We start from the raw sequence: 21,877 nt of genomic DNA, 5'->3' as shown, positions 1-21,877 counted from the left end.
TAAATCAATGCAAACTGAAGGGTGTACACCAGAAGATGCAGTACAGAAGATTATTAGCCAGTGGCAAAACCAAGGATTTGCTACTGATAGTTTGTTAGCAATGGAGACTATAGGGCGTATAAAGCGGTTAGAGGTGATATTAATGCGAAAGCTATCTGCTAACTATAAGATAAATTATCAAATATCACATTGGGAGTTTGATGTGTTGGCGACATTACGACGCGCAGGCACCCCATATCTAATGAGCCCAACCGTTTTATTTGATAGCATGATGGTGAGTTCTGGTACGATGACCAATCGCTTACAGCATTTAGAAAGGAAGGAGCTCATTGAGCGTATTGATAACCCAGAGGACAAACGAAGTTTATTAGTCAAACTAACCCCAAAAGGTCTTGAATTGATTGATAGAGCCGTCGCATCACACGTGCAATTGGAGAATGACTTGATGAGTGATATGAGTGAGGAAGAGCTACTTATTCTCAATTTATTATTAAAGAAAATTGAGAATAACCTGCCTATTGTTTAGATATAAAAAATATCTTTATGTAGAGATAAATAGTAGGTAATCGAAAACAATTGAACTTATCCTCGAAAAGCTTACTTAATGTGCATTACAAGTAAACCGTAATTCCATACCTTACGGAAGATATCAGTAGCCTACAGCCTAATATACAAGTCCTCACTAAGGTACAGAACTTATTGAATCAGTTCAGCAATTATCAGCTCATTAAATTGATCAAGTGGAATGTACAGTCATCGAAATATTAATGTTATTTTCTACATATTTAACAGCATAGGTCAGAAAGCGCTATGAATACATTGATGATCAGCAGGCTATTATTAATAATAGGTATACGTTGTTAGATTGAGTCATTGTTCTAGATAGTTCTATTAACTTCTTTCGTTAAGTTCTGAATTAAGCACACTAATAATTAATTGCCTCAGCCAGTTATGCGCCGCATCACCCTCACGGCGTTGATGCCATAGTAATTTAAAATCGAATGATGCAATTGGAAAAGGCGGTTCGAATATTTGGACCTGTGAGTTGCTATCAGTCATATCAAAGCTACGCCGCGCCGCTGTCAAAATCAGATCGGTACCAGCCACTAATTGATTGGCAATTCCCCAATGTGGCAAAGTCATTACAACATGACGACTTAACCCTGCGTCACTAAGTGCGCGTTCAATTTCATTATTAGCACCTGATTGCATGGCAACGAGGATATGCGGTCGAGCCAACCAACTATCTTTATCGAGAATACCAGTCTCTGGCAAAGTTTTTTTGTCTGCTAAACAAGCAAAAGACTCAACAAATAAGGTGTGCATACGAAGCGCTTCTGGCACTTTATCTGGGAATACACCGAAAGCCATGTCAGTTTCACCATCGAACACATCCGCCATCATCGCTTCGCGGCTTCCTTGACTCACCTCAAGCTCAATGCCAGGCGCAAGCACTCTTAATGAGCGCACCAAACTAGGCATAAATACACGCGCGCCATAGTCAGACATAGCCAGACGAAATACTCGCTTCGCACTGAGAGGGTTAAATTCTGGGGTCTCAATCAACGCACCGAGCTGCTCTAGAACATCAGTCAAGGGCAGGATTAACTCGCTCGCTCGCGAAGTCAATTCCAATTTTCCTGAACGTCGCACCAATAGAGGGTCATCAAATAGGGTACGCAAATGGGCCAGCGCGTGGCTAACTGCCGGCTGACTTTTATGTAACCGGAGAGCGGCTCGTGATACGTGCTTTTCTACTAATAATGCGTGCAACGTCACGAGCAAATTAAGGTCAATACGTCTTAAGTTATTCATATGACGAATAGTGAAGTAAAAAAACAATAATTTCAATTCAAATTTTTAATATGAAATAATTATTCCAGAAAATTAAATAAATCTGGAGCAAACGTATGAATCTATCACTTACTGGCATCTCTTTTGCCATTATCGCCTTAGTTGCTGGCGCTTTAGTCCCTCTCCAAGCTGCGAGTAATGCTGAATTAGGCCGTGCTCTTGGACATCCTCTTTGGGCAACGGTAGTGTCGTTATTGGTGAGTGTATTTATAGCGATACCTGTCATTCTTTCTATGCGTGTCCCTACGCCCATATTGAGTGAAATCGGACAATTACCAATGTGGGTCTGGTTTGGTGGCATAGCTGGCGTCATCTATATTACATCCGCATTAATTCTAGTCCCTCGTTTAGGCGCAACTCGCTTTATTGTTTGCGTGATAGCGGGTCAAATGCTTATTTCATTAATATTAGACCAGTACGGTCTTATGAATTTACCGGTGAAAGAAATAAATGCTGGGCGTTTAGTAGGTGTTACTTTTGTTCTACTAGGCATGATCATGGTGCTGTGGCTCACGCCCTCATCTACCAATTCAAGTAACGTTAAAGCTAGCATAGCTGGCAATTTAAATACCATAGAAAGTACGTCGACAAGTAGTGCTAAGTCTGTTTCTCATTTTGAAAGCTAGTCATATCTATATCAATGCGTAAACAATGAGAATTAATTATTCAAATACTATTTGGTGATCTTGTTAAGCCTGTATTTGAAAAAAGATAACTGGGGTATGCTATTAAGTCCCTAGAACCAAACTTGGGAGATTTTAATCAAGCGGCGTTGCAATAAAACTCATGATAAACCTGTCTAGGTGATTTTATCCCCAAATCCTTTTGAATTATAGTTTGATTGTATTTAAGCTCAATATAGAGCTTGTAAGACTTGACCAAACCTTATCAGGTTATTATTTTAATAAGTAATTTTAGAAAAAATTATTTAACTTAATTTATGTAGAATTAAACAAATGTACTTACCGTACTATAATTTCCGTTTTCTGTACTGACCGCTATTAAAAAAGGAATTCTTATGAAAAATCTTGCGGCTTATCTTTGTTTTGCCTTGGCTTGCATCTCTACTTCTCATGCTGAAACCATCGCTGGTTACAGCTTTGAAAAATACCCGGCTAAAATCTATAACGCTAAACAAGCACCCTTAAAATTAGGTGACTGGAGCTCTTTTCGTACTCGACTGAAAGCAGCTCATAAAGATGGTGAAATTAACTTCGCGGGTAACTATATCGTAACAACCTGGGGCTGTGGTACAAGCTGTGTATCAGGGGCTATGATTGATAAACGTACTGGCAAAGTATACGGTATCCCACTGGGTGAAACTGAGGATAGTGTAACCCCTTATGAAAGTGGCGCAGAATGCTTCGCAGACGGCGCAGAACTTGATGACAACGAGCGTTTGGCTTTCTATCCCAATAGCCGCTTATTTATCAGCCGCAATTGTGAAGGCGAGCAAGTCAACGAAACCACCGGTAAACAACTTATCACCTATTATGTCAACATTTGGGATGAAAAGACCAAGACATTCAAACTAAAAAAGGTTCAGCAATCTAAACTCGTTAAAGTGGACTACAGTCAATTTTAAACTAACTTTTTCCTGTATTTATCTTTTAAAGCCAAGTTTTTAGCCTAAACTTGGCTCATACTGCCCTCTACCTTTTTTAGAGGTCTTAGCTTGGGCTATCTTGACCAAAAAAATAAACCATCTCGACGTTGTAGTGGCACACTAAATTTAAGCTGTATTTAAGAGAAGATCTGCTGCCCACAAAAAAGCCAGGCAACTCAAGCTGCATGGCTTTAAAATTTCTAATAATTTATCTATGATTATGTTCCCGCCACACAGCATGCTCACATACCTCACAGCACCAACGCTCTTTTGAGCGCATATACGGAATGTCTGCTGGTATCTGTAAAGGGCACACATAGCCGCAGTACTCACAAAGCACATCATCTAAATAAGCAAAACACTCACCGATTGTCTTGAATAGTACTTGAGGGCTAATCTCATACTTTTCACAGACGGTTTCTACATGCGCGATATAATCACCTTTATTATCATATGCCCAGTAATCCTCACATATTTTGATATCATATGGGCTCTGCATCATATTAGGCTGAAGCTTTATACTCATCATTTTATCCTCAATAGCCGACATATTCAGAATGCGGTAATAGCTCATAGAGCTCGCTCTGAAGCTGACAATGCATATCCTCAACCACATAGCCAAGACTCGCATCCAAGCGCTTCTGCACCCATATACGCATCGCCATATCGTTATCAAAGCACCGCTTCACTCCTAAGAAGCGTGCTATATTATGACCAGAGGAGATACACAGATCACGTATTAATGAGTTAGCAATCTCATTCGCATCCTCACTGATTGCACCATCCCGTTTAAACTCAGCAAACAGCTCTTCATAATTGATGGTTGTCATTGTGACGTCTCCTTGTCAGTCTGTTTATTCCTGATGAGTGCTTCAGTGTCAGAGCTATTCGATGCGCTTGTCAGTTTCTCCTTACTCGCAAGCAGCAAGTTATCCATCGCTGAGCCATCTTGACGGGTAATATCAGGTACATAACGGCTATACACCCGAAACAGCATCTCTGTACTACTGTGACCCATTTGCCGAGCTATCCACTCAGGGTTCTCACCAGCAGCCAACCAAAGCGTCGCTGCCGTGTGCCGAGTCTGATAAGCACGCCGGTGTTTCAGGCCAAGTAAGGCAAGCGTGGGTTTCCATACCCATCTATTCACATTACGGTACTCCATCGGATTACCTTGTGAGTTGCAGAAGATAAACTCAGACTTACCAAAGGTGCGCGTCTTCTGCTCTAGTAGGGCGTCATAGACCAACTGTGACATCGCAATATCACGCTGTGAGCCTAACGTCTTAGTCGGACCCATCTCCCCATTCACTAATGCCCATCTAATACTAATCTCACGTCGATCAAAGTTAATACAGTCCCACTTAAGCCCATCAATCTCACTGGTACGCATTCCTGTAAAGAAGCGAATAGTGTAGTAAGGCCTATAATCAGCACGAACATGCTTTAAAATCAGCCATACCTCACTCAATGTAAAAGGATTCACATCGGGTCGCGCTTGCTTGAGATTCTTAATATTCTTGTAAGGCATCTCAAACTCATGGCGATCTGACGCTTCTTCTAGTATCATACGAAGAAGTATCATGATCTGGTTGATTCGTGCTACTGACAGACTTGACTGACCCTCTTTACCGTAACGAACTTTGGCGAGGGAGCTACGGAAGGTCAGCAAGTCTGGTTTTTTATGGCATGTACCGCTTTGCCACCAAACTCAGGTAGTAAGTACTTATTTAAGATAATCTGCGTCTTTTGCCGATAGCTCGGCCGCCATTCAATCTTCTTCTCCTCATACCAAATCTCGGAAAACTGCCTAAAGGTTGGATTACGACTGATACAAGCTTCCGCTCTATCAGCCAGTGCTGTCATTTCCTGCGCTCGTTCACTCTTTGGGAAGTAAGACGCGTAGTCAAAGATACCTAGGGTGATTTCAGCTTCCATTTTTTTCAAGACTTGCGCTAATTTTTTACGATTAGCTGGATAGTCTTCTAAACTGGTCTTTTCTCGACAGCGCTTACCTAAGTAGCGGAAGTCAACAACCAGCTTGCCAAACCGTCCTCGCATAGTAGCCATAGTAATTCTCCTTTTATTACTGAAGTGCCATACCGTTGATGGCGCTCATAACTGGCTTACACATGTCTTCCTCGATACGCTCCCATACGTACAAAATCTTGCGGCCGCCGAAAGGACGAATGTAATGGATGTTTTCAATCAAAACTGTGTCTTTCATTTGATTGCGGATAGTACGTGCGTCGTACTTGATACGGTCGGCTAACTCATCGGTTGTTAAATAAGTATTGCTCATAGTGTTTACCTCTTTTCAGTTATTAAGTCGTTGCATTAAGTGATAGAATGAAAACTATTTTATCAGCCTGTAAAAATGCATCTTTGAAGTATCAGCTGTTATTTACCCGCTTAAAGGTAATTAATAACCGATTTGTGTAATATATTACCTTTTTACCGCAATGTAAAGCATTTTTACCCGAAAAGAGGTAACAATTATGATTGTGTCTAAACTCCCTGTGATTCTGGCAGAGAAAAAGTTGCGTGTAGCAGATGTTGTAAGAGCAACAGGTATGAGTAAATCAACACTTCATAAGCTATACAATGAAGAGTCATCAAGAATTGACTTCAATACCATCGACCAGTTATGTGAGTTTTTAGATGTACAGGTGGGTGACTTATTTATTTATAAGTCAAATAATAATAAAGATGATGAAGAGTCTTGATGATCTACAAAATTGAAAAAGATGTGCAGAGGAATAAGTGGTAGAGCCTTATATATATGACGTTCCAAGGCCTAAAATTAAGGTTGGGGTTATTTTAAAAACTTACTTTTTCATGATTTGGTCACGTTTTGGTCACGCTATGAGGTCAATCTACAAAAGTAATGGAAAAGAAAAAACAACGTTAAGAAAATATTTTTTAGCGTTGTTTTTTATAAGGGTAGGAATGTAAGTTGGGGTCAATTATAGAATCAGTGTTTATAGCGTGGGCACGAAATGGTCACGTTTTGGTCACGGTGCTGATTTTTGAGCTTTTAATATATTAGATAAACTTAGCAATTAGACTGAATAACTAATACTGGAAAACGCTGTAGCCCTTAAAACTCGGACAAAAAAAAGCCTCACTGTTAAGTGAGGCTTTTTAAGTATTTGGAGCGGGAAAAGAGATTCGAACTCTCGACCCCAACCTTGGCAAGGTTATGCTCTACCACTGAGCTATTCCCGCTAATTATCAATTAACTATCGTCAGTTGATGAAGGCGTATTATACGCAGTTTTTTGAACGTGTCAACAGTTAGTATGAAAAAAAGTAAAAGATAGTTAATTGGCATATTATCCTAGCCTTCATCTGTGATATAACAGATTGTTGTAATCTATATTCCAAAAGCTTTGCTTTCTATAAATAGGCTGGAATACAGTTTTATAATGACTTTAACCATATTAATCATTTTCATGATTTATAAAGATAACACTTAAGGATAAGTACTATGAGTCAACAATATACCATCGCTGATTATTTGTTTGATCGTGTCGCAGAAGCAGGCGCATCAGAGATATTTGGCGTACCTGGTGATTTCAACTTAACGTTTTTAGACAATATTATTGCCTCTGATAAGCTGCGCTGGGTGGGTAACACGAATGAGTTAAATGCAGGTTACGCAGCGGACGGCTATGCACGTGAGCGCGGCTTTGCGGCGATGGTGACGACCTTTGGGGTGGGAGAATTGTCAGCGATTAACGCGACCGCAGGCTCTTTTGCTGAGTATGCACCAGTGCTACATATCGTGGGCGCGCCAAGTACGGCTCTACAAGATTCAAAGCGCCGCATCCATCACTCACTTGGTGATGGCGTGTTCAATCATTTTATTAAAATGGTAGAGCCGGTCACGGTAGCACGAGCACAGCTTACCCCTGAAAATGCTGCCTCAGAAATCGACCGTGTGATTCGTTTAATTCTTAAAAAACATCGCCCAGGCTATCTGTTACTATCGCCTGACGTTGCTCGTCAACCTATTTATCCACCGACTACAAAGCTTGTTGATAGCCAAGAAGACATCACCAGTCAAGCAGCATTGGCAGACTTTAAGCAAGCGCTCATAGAGTTTTTGCCAAACAAAACCACGACGCTGATGGCAGATTTGATGGTGCATCGTTTGGGACTACAGCCGCAGCTTAAGGCGTTAATTGCCGATACGGATATTCCTTATACGACGTTATCGTGGGGCAAAACTTTGCTTGACGAAAATAGTGAGCGCTGGGCAGGGACTTATGCTGGCGTGGCATCACGTCCCGTGGTCAAGGATGCAGTCGAAAACTGTGAGTGCTTAATAAAAATAGGTGTGCAATATACCGATACCACGACGGCAGGTTTTAGCCAAGACATTGATGAAAATACAGTGGTTGATTTGCATTATGAGCGCGCGAGCATTGCTGGCAAAAACTTTGCGCCCATTGCCTTAAAAGACGCCCTAAAAACGCTACATGAAGTCTTGACCTCAGATATTAATATTGTGCCAAAGCAGTTCTGTAAAGAAGTCAAGCCGCATGAGCAGCAGGGTAAGGACAGCGAGGCTATTCTTCAAGATGATCTATGGCATATCATTGCCGATCATTTAGACCATAATAATTTGGTGTTTGCAGAACAGGGAACGGCGTATTTTGGCATCAGTGATGTGCGTTTACCAGAAGGCGTGACTTGTTATGGACAACCAATGTGGGGTTCGATTGGTTATACGCTACCGGCAAGTTTGGGTGCGGCTATTGCATCGCCAAATAAGCGCAGTGTCTTATTGATTGGTGATGGCTCAGCATTATTGACCATTCAAGAAATCGCGGTGATGATTCAAGAGCATATCAATCCAGTGATTGTACTGATTAATAATGATGGCTATACCGTGGAGCGGGCGATTCATGGCGAAAACCAGCGATATAATGACATTCCTAAGTGTAACTGGCAGGTGATGCCAAAAGCTTTTGGTGCCACCGATGATAATAGTCTGCTGCTAAAAGCAGAAACAGCAGGCGAGTTAAAAGCGGCTCTTACGCAAGCAGCGGCTGTAAAAGACAAGTTGGTTATGTTGGAGGTCATCGCTGATAAGCATGATATCCCGCCACTACTCGCCGATATCAGTGCCGCACTGAAGCCAAAAAATGATTAAGTGATTAATAAAAAACTCGCTTCATAAAAATGAATAGCCCCATTTAGCACCATTGCTAGATGGGGCTTTTTGCACTTTTTTATCATATAGATTAATTAATCAGCTATCACTCTTATGTCGGTTTGCAGACTTTAGTATCATGGTGGATTGGGCTATTTCCAGCCCTTATCATTCCATAGGAGATGACCCCGTCGTGATTTGGTTAAAAATGCTTATTGGTGCTCTAATGGTATTGGCGATTCAATTATTCGCGCAAACCAGATTTTTTTATTTGGCAGCACTCGCGCCACTGTTCCCCACATTTACATTAATCAGTCACTTTATTGTTGGTACTGAGCGTAGCCCCGCTGATTTAAAAGTCGCATTAATATTTAGTATGCTCGGTGTCATACCGCACCTTATTTATACCTTTGTGGTGTTTTTTAGCATCGGTTACGTCAGCTTATATAAGGCATTACTGTTCGGCGTTGTCGCTTGGACAATAGCCGCAGCGATTTTGGTCCTTACATGGCAGTACATTCAGGCTTAGTTGTGGTTAGAAAAAAACGTAAACTCTGTCAAAGGGCAATATATCAAAGGTATATATAAAATTCGGTACATATTTCTACAGATAATTTTTATAGATTCGGTCGTAGATGTTATGCTTAAGAGCGATTTTATGGTGTGACCTGTAGCAAACTAAGATTAGAATTATCACGATAACTCCACTCATTACAATTTATAAAAATAGGGCTTAAAAAAAGATGGATACCTTAAATATCATCTATCTCGTAGGGGCATTGTTAATTTTCGCCAGTATTATGGCAAGTACGTTATCGGCGCGCTTGGGCGTTCCGCTATTGCTGTTGTTTTTGATCGTAGGGATGTTGGCTGGCGAAGATGGTATTTTAGGTATCGAGTTCGCCCAATACGGGCTTGCTAATTTCGTTGGGCAGGCGGCTCTTGCTTGTATCTTGTTGGATGGTGGGCTACGCACGTCTTTTAAGTCATTTCGAGTGGGTCTCAAGCCTGCTATTACCTTAGCCACTTGGGGCGTACTTGCGACGGTAATAATACTGGGTATATTCGTCACTTGGCTACTCGATGTCGATTGGCGACTTGGTTTGTTGATGGCGGCCATTGTTGGTTCAACCGATGCAGCAGCGGTGTTTTCATTGCTGCGTAATGGTGGCGTCAAACTCAACGATCGTGTACAGGCTACATTGGAGCTAGAATCGGGCGCGAACGATCCTTTGGCTATTTTGCTGGTGACAGGATTAATCGCTTTAAATGTTGATCCCGCTGGACAGACAATACTGGGCTTTTTAGGGTTGTTATTACAGCAGCTTGGCTTTGGTTTGGGCATGGGCTTACTGTTTGGTTATTTATTGGCAAGGCTATTACCAAAAATACACTTGGCAGAGGGTATGTATGCCATTTTGATCATGTCTGCGGGCTTGGCAGTTTTTGCCGCGACTAATCTGATTGGCGGTAGCGGATTTCTGGCAATTTATCTCACTGGTGTGCTAATTGGCAACCATAAAGTGCGCTCAACTGAGCATGTGATGCGGGTGATGGATAGCTTTGCGTGGTTGTCACAAGCGGTATTGTTTGTGGTACTAGGGTTATTGGTGACGCCATCGCATGTGATTGATGTTTGGTATTACTCCGTCGCGATTGCCGCTTTTATGATTTTTATTGCTCGCCCTATTGCGGTCTATATCAGTGTGAAACCCTTTAAATTTAAAGATAGAGAAATCGGCTTTATTTCTTGGGTTGGCTTGCGCGGTGCGGTTCCTATTACGCTTGCCATATTACCGGTGATGGCGGGAATAGATGGCGCTTTTATGTTGTTTGATATTGCTTTTGGCGTGGTGGTTTTGTCTTTGGTTTTACAAGGCACAACCATTCCTTTTATGGCAAATTTATTCAAAGTGCGTATTCCTAGTAATAAAGACCCAGAAGAAGAGCATGAGGTTTGGGTATCTGACAAAGCAAGCATTACTTTATATGAGTTTGAAGTAAAGTCAGGGGCATTTGCGATTGATCGTCATCCAATGGCCATCTCTAAGCGCATAAGCCCTAATGAAATAAGTGTCTTTGCCTTGGTACGCAGGCAGCATATTATCGTTGTTGATGAAAATACCAAGCTCAAATGCGGTGATAGGGTGTGGTATGCGATGACAGGGAACCACGCCACCCAAATTGCTAAGATTTTCAATGACACGACCCTTGACCATAAAGCCATGGATGATTTTTATGGCGATTGGCTGCTATCCCCAAGTGTGAAGCTTGGAGATTTACCGTTTTTTACCAGTATTATGGCGTCTGAGTCGCTTGTCGATAAACTCAAATCCAAATCTGAAGACAGCGCCAAAAGCATGTGGGATCAAACAGTCGCTGAATATATCAATGATAGCTTAGAGATAAAGCCAGTATCGGGTGATACGGTCGATATCAATGACGAATGGTCGTTGGTCATAAAAGAAGTGGATGATAAAGGAAAGCTTAGAACGATTGGTTTAAAGCATCTAAAGTGATTAACAGTAGGGTAGCTATTTGCCGTCATTATTCACAAAAGACGCGTCATTTGACTTAAGAATTCGGCGACTTGTTTGTGTAAGTTTTCTCGATAAGCCCAATGATGCTTGACCTCGTAACTGGCCTCATTGGGCAGTAGTATTTTCATCAGCCCCATTTCTTCATAACGCTTGGCTAAATCATTGGGCAAGTAACCAACATGATGACCCGCCAGAATGAGCTGCGCAGTTGCCTCCATGTGATAAGTGGTGGCACTCAAAGTTTTTGGGCGGACATGATTGATACTCAAATCGGTAATATAGCCTCGTTTTATCCATGGATAGTTTTGTTCCAAATCCTCAAATGTTAACCCTTCTGATTCATAAAACAATCGATGCTCGCGCCCACAGCACACCACTTGTTTTTCAATAAACGCTGGTTGAAAAGTGAGTAGTGGTGGAAAACTGCCAAAATATCCCACACCAATATCACTCTCGTTGCTTAGCAGCTTCTCTAGCATGCTTTCAGGGCTTTGCACATCGATAGAAAAGTGAATAAGGGGATTGTCACGATAGCTAGCAGCCAAGCATTGGCGCAAGGCGTCATAAAAAAACGTCGGCATCTGGTCAATGAGACACAGTCGGATATGACCGCCACGCACCGAATCCAATTGGCGAATATAGTGCAGTTGATGCTGAAAACTGGCAACCGCTTCGGTAAAACTCAAGCAAGCTTCATATACTGCTGCACCATCTTCTGTGAGCTTAAAACCCGCGCGTCCGCGATGACAAAGCGTCATGCCTAAGCGATCTTCTAAATGGGTCAAATGACCACTAATGACAGAGGTCGTCACATTTAAGCGAGACTGTGCGGCTGTCACGCCCTGACATTCTACGATTGCCATAAAGCTACGCAAGGTTTTGATGTCTATTTTTATCAATTCATCTAGCATCGGTCATTATTCCTCAGTACCTCTGATGCCCATCAAAACGCATCTTCTATTTATCACTTTTCTAACATCAAATTTATATCAAACTTCTGATAATAACGGTTAAATCTAAATTACTACGAAAAATCAGAAGTTTACTTCTAAATTTTACCATGGTCTGACTTCAAATATTTAGGTATTGTCAAAGCATATAAAAAATTGCCTATTTTAAACAAACTGAAACAAGGATGTGATTTATGAAATTCAATCAACCATTAAGCGGCAACGATATGCCAAGATTTGGCGGTTTTGCTTCTATGATGCGCTTGCCAACTCAAGCTGATGCAGAAGGGTTAGATGTGGCGTTTGTGGGTGTGCCTTTAGATATTGGTGCGTCAAACCGTAGTGGTGCGCGATTGGGTCCACGACAAATTCGTGATGAATCACGTATGATTCGTCCCTATAATGTCGCCACTCGTGCTGCGCCTTTTGAATCTTTACAAGTTGCTGATATCGGCGACGTGCCTATCAATACTTTCAACTTGCTAAAAAGCATTGATATCATCGAAAAATTCTATACTGATAAAATCGTGAATCATGGGGCTATTCCATTGACTTTGGGCGGCGATCATACCATTGCCTTGCCTATCTTGCGTGCGCTTGCCAAAAAACACGGCCCTGTCGGCATGGTGCATATCGATGCGCATGCAGATATCAACGATGAGATGTTTGGCGAAAAAATCGCTCATGGTACACCGTTCCGCCGTGCTGTCGAAGAGAACTTAATCGATGGCAACCGTGTGGTACAGATTGGCTTACGTGGTACAGGCTATAGCGCCGAAGAGTTTGATTGGTCAACCCAACAAGGCTTTCGTGTTGTCCCTGCCGAGGAATGCTGGTACAAGTCTCTGACACCATTGATGGCAGAAGTACGCGAAAAGCTCGGTGATGGCCCCGTCTATTTAAGTTTCGATATCGATGGTATTGATCCTGCGTTTGCACCGGGTACGGGCACTGCTGAAATCGGTGGCTTGACCTCAACGCAAGCGATAGAAATCATTCGCGGTATGCGCGGACTTGATGTGGTGGGTGGCGATTTAGTAGAAGTGTCACCGCCGTATGATCCATTTGGTAACACCTCAGTATTGGCGGCAAACTTGCTATTTGAGATGCTATGTATCTTACCGGGTGTGCGCTATGACGATAAGGTAAAGGCGGTGTATTAAGAATGATTTGTAATCGCAAACTGCTTTTATTAAGCTGCTTTTTATAAGGGATTAAAGAGCAGTTTGGGTTTAACACTGAACAACTTATTTAAACGCGATTGAACTTTTTAGGATGATTAACTCATGACGCAAACGCTTCAAACATCTTCTTCAGCGCCCGCCACGCCGTCTCTGACATGTGGTGAGTTGCTCGTACAGTGGCTAGAGTATTATGGGGTAGAGACCGTATTTGGTATTCCGGGTGTGCATACGGTCGAGCTATATCGTGGTCTGCCAAACACCAAAATTCGCCACGTGACACCGCGTCACGAGCAAGGTGCGGGGTTTATGGCTGATGGCTATTATCGCGCGTCTGGTAAAGTGGGGGTTTGCTTTATTATTACAGGCCCCGGTATGACCAACATCATGACCGCAATGGCGCAGGCGTTGGCAGACTCCATTCCGATGCTAGTGATTTCTAGTGTTAATAAAGTGGCAGATACGGGCAGCGGTGAAGGGCACTTGCATGAATTGCACGATCAGCAAGGCATGGTCAGTAAGGTTGCACTCACGAGCAAAACTATTTGGCAGCCTGAATCGTTACCCAAGGTCATCGCTGAAGCGTTTGCATTATTTAATGGCGCACGTCCGGGGCCAGTGCATATCCAGTTACCCATTGATGTGATTACCGCCGATGCCAGCCATGTCGCAAAGCCTTCTGATTTAACTCCTTATTTAAATAACTTTGTAAAAAATTCAACTGATGCACATGGTTTAACGTTACCTCAAGTAATGAGACCGCTGCCCAATCCTGCGCAATTAGATTTGATCGTTGAATCTCTAAAAGCGGCAAAAAATCCAGTGGTGCTTTATGGCGGTGGCTGCGTCGATGTCGATCATGACGCGCAAAACCTAGCAGAGCTTATCGATGCACCGACGTTTTTGACCATCAATGCCAAAGGTTTGCTGCCACCTAGCCACCCATTAAGTTTGGGTAGCAATCAGTCATTAGAGGCAGGTCGCGCCGTTATTGCTGAGGCTGATTGGGTGTTGGCGATTGGTACTGAGCTGGGTGAAACTGATTATGATGTGTTCTTTAATGGTGAATTCAAAATCAATGGCACGCTGATTCGTATCGATTGCGATGCCCAGCAATTACAGCGTCCTTTTAGAGCCGATATCGCGGTATTGTCCGATGCGCAAATGGCGGTAAGTGGTCTATGTAGTCGTTTAAAGGGTCAGGCGTTAAATCATCAAGCGGCATCACGAGTAAACGAGGCAAAACAAGCACTATTAGCAGGAATGACACCAGACTTTGCTGGGCAAAATGCGCTACTTCAATTGATTCGAGATGAAGTGAAAGACGTCATCTTCGTTGGTGATTCAACGCAGCCTGTCTATAGCGGCAATCTTGGTTTTGAGGCATTGGCGACGCGTCGATGGTTTAATTCATCGACTGGATTTGGCACGTTAGGTTATGGTTTGCCTGCTGCCATTGGCGCCATGATTGGTTCCAACAGTCCAGTGGTCAGCTTGATTGGCGACGGCGGTATTCAGTTTACCATCGCAGAACTTATCTGCGCCGCCGAGCTTGAGCTGCCATTGATTGTGCTGCTGTGGAACAACCAAGGCTATGGCGAAATTCGTCGTTATATGGAAGAGGGTGGTTTGCCACTAATCGGGGTTAATATTAAGACGCCGAACTTTGAGCCGCTGGCAGCAGGATTTGGTGCAGGTTATCGCAGAATCACAGCCAAACAGCAATTGCTCGACGCTTTAAAAGAAGACATCAAGGGCAAGCAACCCATCATTTATGAAGTTGATGAAGCCGACGACTTTTTGATTGAAATGGGTATGACGTTTACCTGCTTTAGCTAACAATATAGTTAATCCTATATAAATCAGATACGGTGTCAGGCTCGCTTAGTCTACTATTTGTAGTACTTTCACTCGCCTTCCTTGTATCTAAATTATATTGAACCAACTATACCAACACTAAGCATAATAAAGGCTGGTCGCTCAAGGAAGAACGTCTATGATGCCACATGCTAACCGCTCGTCTGGTCGCTTAAGTACCTCGCTGGCAAGCTTGTTAATGGATTTATCCGCCGTTGTTGGCACGACCAATGTATTGACCAAACCCAGCCAGCAGCAGTCGTATACACAAGGGGCGATTGCTTCTATCACGGATGTTGTCGCGGCAGTTGTGATACCAGACTCTCTTGTGGCACTATGGCGCGTCATTAATCTCTGTGCGGCGGCTGATGTGATTATTATTGCACAGGCTGCTAACACAGGGTTGACCGGAGGCTCGACACCGTATGGAGAGTACGATCGAGCAGTCGTTGTGATTTCTATGCAACGATTGGGCGGTGTTCATCTGCTCAATGATGCAGCAGAGCTTATTGCCTTGCCAGCAGCTAGCCTTCAGCAGCTTGAGTCTGAGCTTGCGCCGTTAGGGCGTGAGCCGCATTCAGTGCTGGGCTCAAGTTGTGTTGGTGCTTCGGTGATTGGCGGTATTTGCAACAGCTCTGGCGGTATGTTGGTGCAGCGTGGTCCGGCGTATACCGAGATGTCGCTATTTGCCAAACGTAATGCCATGGGTGAGTTTGAATTAATCAATCACTTGGGCATTGATTTAGGTGCAGATCCAGAAGAGATGCTTAGAAACTTACAAACTGGCACGTTCAATAAAAATCCAGAGAGTGCCAACAGTAAGTCCTGTACAAACCACCATTATCAACACAAGGTGCGCGATTGCGTGGCAGACACACCTGCTAGATTTAATAATGACCCTAACGGATTATATGAAGCCTCTGGTTCAGCAGGCAAAGTCATCGTCTTTGCGGTTCGAGTCGCGACATTTGCCAAACCGACGCAAGAGCAAACGTTTTATATCTCGACCAATGACGCCAATACTTTGACCACACTCAGACAACAGTGGTTAAAAAGCGAGCTAAACCTGCCTATTTTGGCAGAATATATGCACAAAAATTACAACGATATTACCATGCGCTATGGTCGCGATACTTGTTTGAGTATGCGAAAACTGCCAGCCAGTAAGATAGGAGCGCTGTATCGGTTACAAGCCAAGATTGGCTATTATTTGGATAAATGGCGACTGCCTCAGACTTTACCAGATCGGATGCTACAAATGACTGGTGTTTTCATGCCGCCGTCATTACCCAATTCTTTGGCAGAGCAGGCGAGCTCCTATCGTTATCATTTAATCATTAAAGTCGCGGATGGCAATAATACGGACGATGATAATAGCAATGGCAATAATAGCGGCAGTCATGGTCATATTGCCGCCGCTCAAGCATTTCTACAGTCCCATATGCAGCAGCATCAAGGCGTCGTGCATCTCTGTACAGCAGCAGAATCCCAAGCATTATTGGTGTTTCGTAGTGCGGCAACCGCTGCCATGTTTCGTTATCACAACCTTAACCACACAAAGTTTGGAGAGCTGTTGTCTACCGATATTGCCTTACCAAGGAATGCCGTAGATTGGGATGAAGTGCTACCTATTGACTTACAAAAGCAGGTCAGTAAAACATTTTATTTAGGACATTTTTTCTGTCATGTCATGCACCAAGACTATCTGCTACACCCTGAAGTAAATGCAAAAAAATTCAAGGATGAGCTGTTGGCGTTTTATGATCGACGTCGTATAGAGTACCCTGCTGAACACAACGTGGGTCATGTCTATACCGCAAAACCTGCACTACATACTTTTTATAAAAAACTAGATCCGACCAATTCGCTAAATCCAGGCATTGGTCAGACAGCAAAATGGAAAAATTGGCGATCGTCGCCCATCAAGGAGGAATTAAATGACGAATTATCTCGATAAGTCGCAGCAACCGATATTAGGAAACGATGTTGTCGATTCAGAAACGCCGCAAGGAGAGCAGTGGCGTGCGTCAATGTGGAAGTTTTTATTGTTTTCAGCATTGGGTATTGCACTATTTATAATACCGTTTCAATGGGACGGAAAGGTTACGATTTTATTGGGTGTGTTAACGGACGCTTTGCAAGCTTTGCTGGGCGGTTCTGTCGTTTATGTGGCAATGGCAATCGTGACGACTTCCTTTCTTGGGGCATTGGCTGTGAAGGTGTTAAAGCCCAACCTACATGAAGACGCTATGGTCAAAAAACTCTTCGATGTTGATTGGTTTTGGCTCACTGCCCGATTGTTAGGGATGGTGTTTGTCTGGATGATTTATCTCCAAGTCGGCCCTGAGTTTATTATTAATCGTAATACGGGCGGCGTCATTTTCGAAGATTTGATTCCAATTTTGATTCCTTTGTTTTTCTTCGCCATTTTATCGTTACCGTTTTTGACGGATTTTGGTTTGATGGAGTTTTTGGGTACACTGGCGAGCAAAATATTTGTCAAGCTGTTTAAGTTGCCAGGACGCTCAGCGGTAGATGCGATGTCCTCTTGGTTTGGCGCAGCTTCTATCGGTCTACTGGTCACTATGCAGGAGTATGATAAAAGCTACTATAGCCAGCGTGAAGCGGCGATTATCGCGACGACTTTTTCGGTGACTTCGATCGCTTTTACTTATGTCGTCGCCAAAACCATCGGCGTGGACGATAACTTTGTTTATTTTTATCTGACCATTGCTTTAACAGGCTTTATCGCTGCGATTATTATGCCGCGTATACCACCACTTTCCTTAAAGCCTGACACCTATCATTCTGGAAAAAGCATGCTCGATGAAGGGATTCCTGCTCAGTACACGACCTACCAATGGGCGGTCAATCGTGCTGTGACGCGCGCGCACTCAATGCCAAGTCTGGGTCAAGTGTTCAAACGTAGTGTAAAGAATTTATTCGATATCTATTTTGGGCTAATCCCCGTAATTTTCGCAATTGGTACGATTGGTCTGGGCTTAGCCGAATATACGCCTGTGTTTAAATGGTTGTCTACACCGTTGGTACCGCTGCTTGATTTGTTACAAATTCCAGAGGCAGCAGAGGCGGCTCCAGCGATGATTATGGGCTTTGCGGATATGTATTTGCCAGCCTTGGTCGGCAAAAGTATTGAGAGTGAGATGACAAGATTTATCGTTGGTGCATGTTCTATTACTCAGATTATTTATATGTCTGAAGTGGGCGCGCTGATTTTGAAATCAAACATTAAGCTTAATGTGTTAGAGCTGTTTATGATTTTTATTCTTCGTACTCTGATCAGTTTGGTGGTGATTACCTCCGTGGCGCATTTACTTTATTAGCCATGTAGCCAATATCAACCCAGCCTCTAGCATAACGATAATGTGCCAAATAATTGGTTTATCTAACTAAAGAATAAACTGATTATTTAGCGAATGATTTATAGAAACACTTATAAATGCAATTAAAGACAATAGGTATAACAACAATTATATCAAACCATATAAGGTGATTGACCATCATGGAAATGACGAATGCTAACAGTTTAACGAGAGAAAGCGCCATCCAAACGGTTCACGATGAAGTGATGTTAAATGCAGCCTATATAGATGGCAAATGGATGACTATTATTGAAGCGCCTGCTACCGATACTGCTGACGCTGATAGCTATGATTCGAATCATGATTCAAGTTATGATTTATATGATTCAAATTCGGGAACAATCATCAGTACTACTCGATTGTGTACCAAGGTACAGGTAGAAATGGCAGTCAATGCGGCTTCTGCGGCGTATCCATCTTGGTCGCAAACCGCCGTAAGCGAGCGCGCATCGTATCTCAATGCCATTGCCGAGACGATGGAGCAGCAGTTTGACAAATTGGTTGGATTGTCTGTGTTAAATAATGGTAAGCCCATTGAAGAGGCAAAAATAGACGTGAGCGATGCCATTGCCTGCTATCGCTATTATGCCAATCTCATCACAGCACAAGCGACTTGGTCGGAGGTATCTACTAGCGAGTCAGGCATACGTTTGCTAAAAACGTATGCACCTATTGGTATTTGCGCCCTTATTGTCCCGTGGAATTTTCCAATGGTGACCACTGCTTGGAAGTTAGCTCCTGCATTGGCTGCAGGCTGTACGGTGCTATTAAAGCCCTCCGAGGTGACATTATTGCCAGAGTTGATGCTGGGCAATATATTGTCTGCTATTAAACTACCGAAAGGAGTCGTTAATATTTTACCGGGTGCAGCTGAAGTGGGCGCAGCCATGACCTGCCATCCATTAATCGACAAAATTTCTTTTACTGGTAGCAACGCCGTTGGTGAAAAGGTAATGAGCCAAGCGGCAAAAGGTATCAAAGATATCAGTCTAGAGCTGGGCGGTAAGTCAGCCATCGTCGTATGTGCAGATGCTGATATCGACCACGCTTGTGATTTAATCATCGGTGGCATATTTACCAATGCCGGTCAGATCTGTTCAGCCACCTCAAGACTGCTCGTTCATGAAAGCATTGCTCAGTCGTTGTTCGATACATTAAAAGTTAAGACAGAAAATTTGCAAATGGGTGATGGCTTTGACACTGACACGCAAATGGGTCCACTGGTTAGTGAGCAGCAACTAAATCAAGTAAAAAAATATTTCGACCTTGCTACTGCCGAAAACCTGATTTGTCTCACAGGTGGTGAGGTCTTAAATCGGCAAGGGTATTTTGCGATGCCGACGATTTATACCAATGTTCCAGTGACCAGTCAGTTATGGACAGAAGAGGTTTTTGGGCCGGTCTTAGTGAGTCAAACGTTTACCGACCATGCCGAGGCGATTGCTTTAGCCAATGATAGCCAGTTTGCTTTGGCCGCGAGCATTGTCAGCGCTGATGAAACGGCGGCCGTAGAGATGGCGCTACAGATTCAAGCGGGTCATATCTGGATCAATGAACAGCAAATTGTACTGCCAGAATCAGGATGGGGCGGGTTTAAGCAAAGCGGTATCGGTCGTGAGCTGGGTGTAGATGGCTTGTCTGCGTATCAAAAAAGTAAGCATGTGCTGTTGAGTCATTAAACGTTGGGTGCTTTCATATCTTATTTAGCCAGTGACATTGTTACCAATGGCTAAATAAGATATTTGCTTTGTAAATTAACTTTACTGGACTAAGAATGCCATTCGATATAAAATTGAGCAATCATTCAAATTTTATCGCTGTGCTTATTTTTATATGAGATTACAGCTTTTGAGATGGAAAAACTATGTCACGTACCGCACTTTATAACCGTCAGGATGCCTTAGAACGCGCGTTACAGCTTTTTTGGCAAAAAGGCTTTCATGCTACTTCGTTAAAAGACATAGAAGAGGCGCTCGATATGCGTCCAGGAAGCATTTACGCTGCGTTTGGCAGTAAAGATGGATTATTTCAAGAAGCGTTAGACTACTATGCTCGCCTAGGTTTGAGTGAGCTTGAGCGGGTAATGGGCGCTTATCAATCGCCGCTGTTGGGGTTAGCCGCTTTCGTGCGTCAGCTGGGCGGTATTCGTGATAAAGGGCTGCCGAGTCAGGCTTGCATGTTGGTCAAAAGCTTACTGGAGCTTGGTGCTCGTGAGCAGACAGCGCTACAAAAAGTTGAAATGCTGCTGGCAGGTATGGAGCTGCGTTTTATAAATTACTTTAACGAAGCACAGCGGCTGGGTGAATTGGATAGTAAGTTGGATCCGACTAGGCTTGGACGACGACTACAGGCGGAAATCATGGGGCTGCGTGCTTTTGCGCAGCGTGATGTCGAGAGTGCAGCGGTGCAAGCGTTGGCTGAAGATATGGCGCTCTCTATAGAAGCGCTGCGTATTGATGAGCCTGTTGGCGAGTAGTGCATGTTGACTATTTGCAAATAAGCACTGCTAAAGGGTTATTGCCGATTAAGTAAGGCTGATTGCTAAGATGTTTTTGGTATGAAAAAAAGGGTTTTAGAGTTACTGTATAGTCTCGGGCTATACAGTAACTCTAAAACCCTTAGCTTTTCTAAAACTCTCAGCTTTGAAGACTAAACCATGACTTCATGGTTTAGTCTGGCATGTCAGCTAACTGCTGCAAAATGCTTTTATAATTTTCAATACCTTGTGCGCCGCTAATTAAATGACGCTCATTGAAAACCATAGATGGCACACTTTGAATGCCTTGTTGCTGCCAATGCTGCTTTTCTTTTTCTACCGCTGCAGCAAATCGCTGCTCTTCTAAGACCGCTAATGCTTCGCTACGATCCAGTCCAACATCGGCCGCAACATCGGCAAGCACACTATAATCTGATATATTTTGATTATCGACGAAGTGTGCGACGAACAATGCTTGCTTTAGCTCGTGCATACGCCCTTGTTGATCAGCCCAATGCAGCAACTGATGCGCATTAAAAGTATTGTAAGTACGAAAGTCATCGGTAAACTGAAAATTAAATCTAGCTTCAGCACCTACTTCTGTCATTCTAGCTCGGTTCTCTTGAATGTCCTCAGCAGTCGTACCGTACTTCTCCATGATATGCTCACGATAGTTTCGTCCTTCGTGCGGTGTATTAGGATTTAACTCAAATGGATGCCAGTGAATCTCGTGTGGAGTGTTGGTTTGTTTTAATGCCTCGGCTAGTTGACTATAGCCGATAGCGCACCAAGGGCAGACCACGTCTGACACGATATCTATTCGTAATGGTTCTTTTAAATTACTCATAGTGGCTCCTTATTTGGTTCTTA

At 43.1% G+C, this 21,877-nt stretch carries 19 protein-coding genes, 1 tRNA gene and 1 pseudogene; 13 read left to right on the top strand and 8 right to left on the bottom strand.

The annotated features are described in order from the left end of the window. The first annotated feature begins 7 nt into the window (after positions 1 to 7). On the top strand, positions 8 to 526 hold the full coding sequence (locus Q6344_08375) for a MarR family transcriptional regulator (GenBank protein ID WLG12624.1): 519 nt from the start codon (positions 8 to 10) through the stop codon (positions 524 to 526). Between the two features lie 365 nt (positions 527 to 891). On the opposite strand, the gene Q6344_08370 is transcribed toward Q6344_08375, so the two are convergent. Further along, positions 892 to 1,815, bottom strand: coding sequence for a LysR family transcriptional regulator (locus Q6344_08370; GenBank protein ID WLG12623.1), 924 nt, complete (start codon positions 1,813 to 1,815; stop codon positions 892 to 894). Between the two features lie 95 nt (positions 1,816 to 1,910). Here Q6344_08370 and Q6344_08365 point away from each other — a divergent pair, with 95 nt between their 5' ends. Next, on the top strand, positions 1,911 to 2,480 hold the full coding sequence (locus Q6344_08365; GenBank protein ID WLG12622.1) for a DMT family transporter: 570 nt from the start codon (positions 1,911 to 1,913) through the stop codon (positions 2,478 to 2,480). A 392-nt stretch (positions 2,481 to 2,872) separates the two neighbouring features. Then, a complete protein-coding gene (locus Q6344_08360) occupies positions 2,873 to 3,439 on the top strand; it encodes a hypothetical protein (GenBank protein ID WLG12621.1) in 567 nt (188 codons plus the stop codon). A 229-nt stretch (positions 3,440 to 3,668) separates the two neighbouring features. Here the strand turns inward: Q6344_08360 and Q6344_08355 are convergent, their stop codons facing one another. The 4 genes and pseudogenes from Q6344_08355 to Q6344_08340 all read right to left on the bottom strand — a co-directional run bounded on the left by Q6344_08355 (position 3,669) and on the right by Q6344_08340 (position 5,762). Then, positions 3,669 to 3,986, bottom strand: coding sequence for a hypothetical protein (locus Q6344_08355; GenBank protein ID WLG12620.1), 318 nt, complete (start codon positions 3,984 to 3,986; stop codon positions 3,669 to 3,671). A gap of 10 nt (positions 3,987 to 3,996) precedes the next feature. Beyond that, positions 3,997 to 4,290 (bottom strand): hypothetical protein, encoded by a 294-nt coding sequence (locus Q6344_08350; protein WLG12619.1) that lies wholly within the window; start codon positions 4,288 to 4,290, stop codon positions 3,997 to 3,999. Beyond that, positions 4,287 to 5,530: pseudogene (locus Q6344_08345) on the bottom strand (DUF3596 domain-containing protein). The gene Q6344_08350 and the pseudogene Q6344_08345 overlap by 4 nt, the downstream one beginning before the upstream one ends. A gap of 16 nt (positions 5,531 to 5,546) precedes the next feature. Continuing rightward, on the bottom strand, positions 5,547 to 5,762 hold the full coding sequence (locus Q6344_08340; GenBank protein ID WLG12618.1) for a hypothetical protein: 216 nt from the start codon (positions 5,760 to 5,762) through the stop codon (positions 5,547 to 5,549). A gap of 196 nt (positions 5,763 to 5,958) precedes the next feature. On the opposite strand from Q6344_08340, the gene Q6344_08335 reads away from it, so the two are divergent. Beyond that, positions 5,959 to 6,186: a helix-turn-helix transcriptional regulator gene (locus Q6344_08335; GenBank protein ID WLG12617.1), complete on the top strand. Its 228-nt coding sequence runs from the start codon at positions 5,959 to 5,961 to the stop codon at positions 6,184 to 6,186. A 427-nt stretch (positions 6,187 to 6,613) separates the two neighbouring features. On the opposite strand, the gene Q6344_08330 is transcribed toward Q6344_08335, so the two are convergent. Continuing rightward, positions 6,614 to 6,688, bottom strand: a tRNA-Gly gene (locus Q6344_08330). Positions 6,689 to 6,949: 261 nt separating this feature from the next. Between Q6344_08330 and Q6344_08325 the strand changes: the two genes are divergently transcribed. From Q6344_08325 to Q6344_08315, 3 genes are all read left to right on the top strand, one after another. Further along, positions 6,950 to 8,620, top strand: a complete 1,671-nt coding sequence (locus Q6344_08325) for a thiamine pyrophosphate-binding protein (protein WLG12616.1) — start codon at positions 6,950 to 6,952, stop codon at positions 8,618 to 8,620. A gap of 193 nt (positions 8,621 to 8,813) precedes the next feature. Next, positions 8,814 to 9,149 (top strand): GlpM family protein, encoded by a 336-nt coding sequence (locus Q6344_08320; GenBank protein WLG12615.1) that lies wholly within the window; start codon positions 8,814 to 8,816, stop codon positions 9,147 to 9,149. A gap of 214 nt (positions 9,150 to 9,363) precedes the next feature. After that, the gene (locus Q6344_08315) at positions 9,364 to 11,139 is read left to right on the top strand and encodes a potassium/proton antiporter (protein ID WLG12614.1); all 1,776 of its coding nucleotides are present in this window, start codon (positions 9,364 to 9,366) and stop codon (positions 11,137 to 11,139) included. Between the two features lie 32 nt (positions 11,140 to 11,171). Here the strand turns inward: Q6344_08315 and Q6344_08310 are convergent, their stop codons facing one another. Next, entirely contained in the window at positions 11,172 to 12,071 is a 900-nt protein-coding gene (locus Q6344_08310; protein WLG12613.1) for a LysR family transcriptional regulator, read from the bottom strand. A 233-nt stretch (positions 12,072 to 12,304) separates the two neighbouring features. On the opposite strand from Q6344_08310, the gene speB reads away from it, so the two are divergent. The 6 genes from speB to Q6344_08280 all read left to right on the top strand — a co-directional run bounded on the left by speB (position 12,305) and on the right by Q6344_08280 (position 21,007). Continuing rightward, the gene (gene speB / locus Q6344_08305) at positions 12,305 to 13,273 is read left to right on the top strand and encodes an agmatinase (protein WLG12612.1); all 969 of its coding nucleotides are present in this window, start codon (positions 12,305 to 12,307) and stop codon (positions 13,271 to 13,273) included. Between the two features lie 123 nt (positions 13,274 to 13,396). After that, positions 13,397 to 15,130 (top strand): 5-guanidino-2-oxopentanoate decarboxylase, encoded by a 1,734-nt coding sequence (locus tag Q6344_08300; GenBank protein WLG12611.1) that lies wholly within the window; start codon positions 13,397 to 13,399, stop codon positions 15,128 to 15,130. Between the two features lie 157 nt (positions 15,131 to 15,287). Next, positions 15,288 to 17,105, top strand: a complete 1,818-nt coding sequence (dld, locus tag Q6344_08295) for a D-lactate dehydrogenase (GenBank protein WLG12610.1) — start codon at positions 15,288 to 15,290, stop codon at positions 17,103 to 17,105. Further along, positions 17,086 to 18,492: a YjiH family protein gene (locus Q6344_08290; GenBank protein WLG12609.1), complete on the top strand. Its 1,407-nt coding sequence runs from the start codon at positions 17,086 to 17,088 to the stop codon at positions 18,490 to 18,492. The genes dld and Q6344_08290 overlap by 20 nt, the downstream gene beginning before the upstream one ends. A 179-nt stretch (positions 18,493 to 18,671) precedes the next feature. Then, positions 18,672 to 20,210: an aldehyde dehydrogenase family protein gene (locus Q6344_08285; protein ID WLG12608.1), complete on the top strand. Its 1,539-nt coding sequence runs from the start codon at positions 18,672 to 18,674 to the stop codon at positions 20,208 to 20,210. Between the two features lie 185 nt (positions 20,211 to 20,395). Beyond that, on the top strand, positions 20,396 to 21,007 hold the full coding sequence (locus Q6344_08280) for a helix-turn-helix domain-containing protein (GenBank protein WLG12607.1): 612 nt from the start codon (positions 20,396 to 20,398) through the stop codon (positions 21,005 to 21,007). A 193-nt stretch (positions 21,008 to 21,200) separates the two neighbouring features. Here the strand turns inward: Q6344_08280 and Q6344_08275 are convergent, their stop codons facing one another. Beyond that, entirely contained in the window at positions 21,201 to 21,854 is a 654-nt protein-coding gene (locus Q6344_08275) for a DsbA family oxidoreductase (protein ID WLG12606.1), read from the bottom strand. Positions 21,855 to 21,877 lie beyond the last annotated feature (23 nt).

The organism is Psychrobacter cibarius (assembly GCA_030686115.1).
In the GTDB taxonomy this organism is placed as follows: Bacteria; Pseudomonadota; Gammaproteobacteria; order Pseudomonadales; family Moraxellaceae; genus Psychrobacter; species Psychrobacter cibarius_C.
The sequence above is the reverse complement of the archived record's forward strand: the minus strand, read 5'-3'. Positions and strand labels throughout refer to the sequence as shown.

Bases quoted from the DNA above. Each gene is read 5' to 3' on its own strand.
- Q6344_08375 (WLG12624.1), top strand. From the start codon at position 8: ATGCAAACTGAAGGGTGTACACCAGAAGATGCAGTACAGAAGATTATT.
- Q6344_08370 (WLG12623.1), bottom strand. From the start codon at position 1,815: ATGAATAACTTAAGACGTATTGACCTTAATTTGCTCGTGACGTTGCAC.
- Q6344_08365 (WLG12622.1), top strand. From the start codon at position 1,911: ATGAATCTATCACTTACTGGCATCTCTTTTGCCATTATCGCCTTAGTT.
- Q6344_08360 (WLG12621.1), top strand. From the start codon at position 2,873: ATGAAAAATCTTGCGGCTTATCTTTGTTTTGCCTTGGCTTGCATCTCT.
- Q6344_08355 (WLG12620.1), bottom strand. From the start codon at position 3,986: ATGAGTATAAAGCTTCAGCCTAATATGATGCAGAGCCCATATGATATC.
- Q6344_08350 (WLG12619.1), bottom strand. From the start codon at position 4,290: ATGACAACCATCAATTATGAAGAGCTGTTTGCTGAGTTTAAACGGGAT.
- Q6344_08340 (WLG12618.1), bottom strand. From the start codon at position 5,762: ATGAGCAATACTTATTTAACAACCGATGAGTTAGCCGACCGTATCAAG.
- Q6344_08335 (WLG12617.1), top strand. From the start codon at position 5,959: ATGATTGTGTCTAAACTCCCTGTGATTCTGGCAGAGAAAAAGTTGCGT.
- Q6344_08325 (WLG12616.1), top strand. From the start codon at position 6,950: ATGAGTCAACAATATACCATCGCTGATTATTTGTTTGATCGTGTCGCA.
- Q6344_08315 (WLG12614.1), top strand. From the start codon at position 9,364: ATGGATACCTTAAATATCATCTATCTCGTAGGGGCATTGTTAATTTTC.
- Q6344_08310 (WLG12613.1), bottom strand. From the start codon at position 12,071: ATGCTAGATGAATTGATAAAAATAGACATCAAAACCTTGCGTAGCTTT.
- speB (WLG12612.1), top strand. From the start codon at position 12,305: ATGAAATTCAATCAACCATTAAGCGGCAACGATATGCCAAGATTTGGC.
- Q6344_08300 (WLG12611.1), top strand. From the start codon at position 13,397: ATGACGCAAACGCTTCAAACATCTTCTTCAGCGCCCGCCACGCCGTCT.
- dld (WLG12610.1), top strand. From the start codon at position 15,288: ATGATGCCACATGCTAACCGCTCGTCTGGTCGCTTAAGTACCTCGCTG.
- Q6344_08290 (WLG12609.1), top strand. From the start codon at position 17,086: ATGACGAATTATCTCGATAAGTCGCAGCAACCGATATTAGGAAACGAT.
- Q6344_08285 (WLG12608.1), top strand. From the start codon at position 18,672: ATGGAAATGACGAATGCTAACAGTTTAACGAGAGAAAGCGCCATCCAA.
- Q6344_08280 (WLG12607.1), top strand. From the start codon at position 20,396: ATGTCACGTACCGCACTTTATAACCGTCAGGATGCCTTAGAACGCGCG.
- Q6344_08275 (WLG12606.1), bottom strand. From the start codon at position 21,854: ATGAGTAATTTAAAAGAACCATTACGAATAGATATCGTGTCAGACGTG.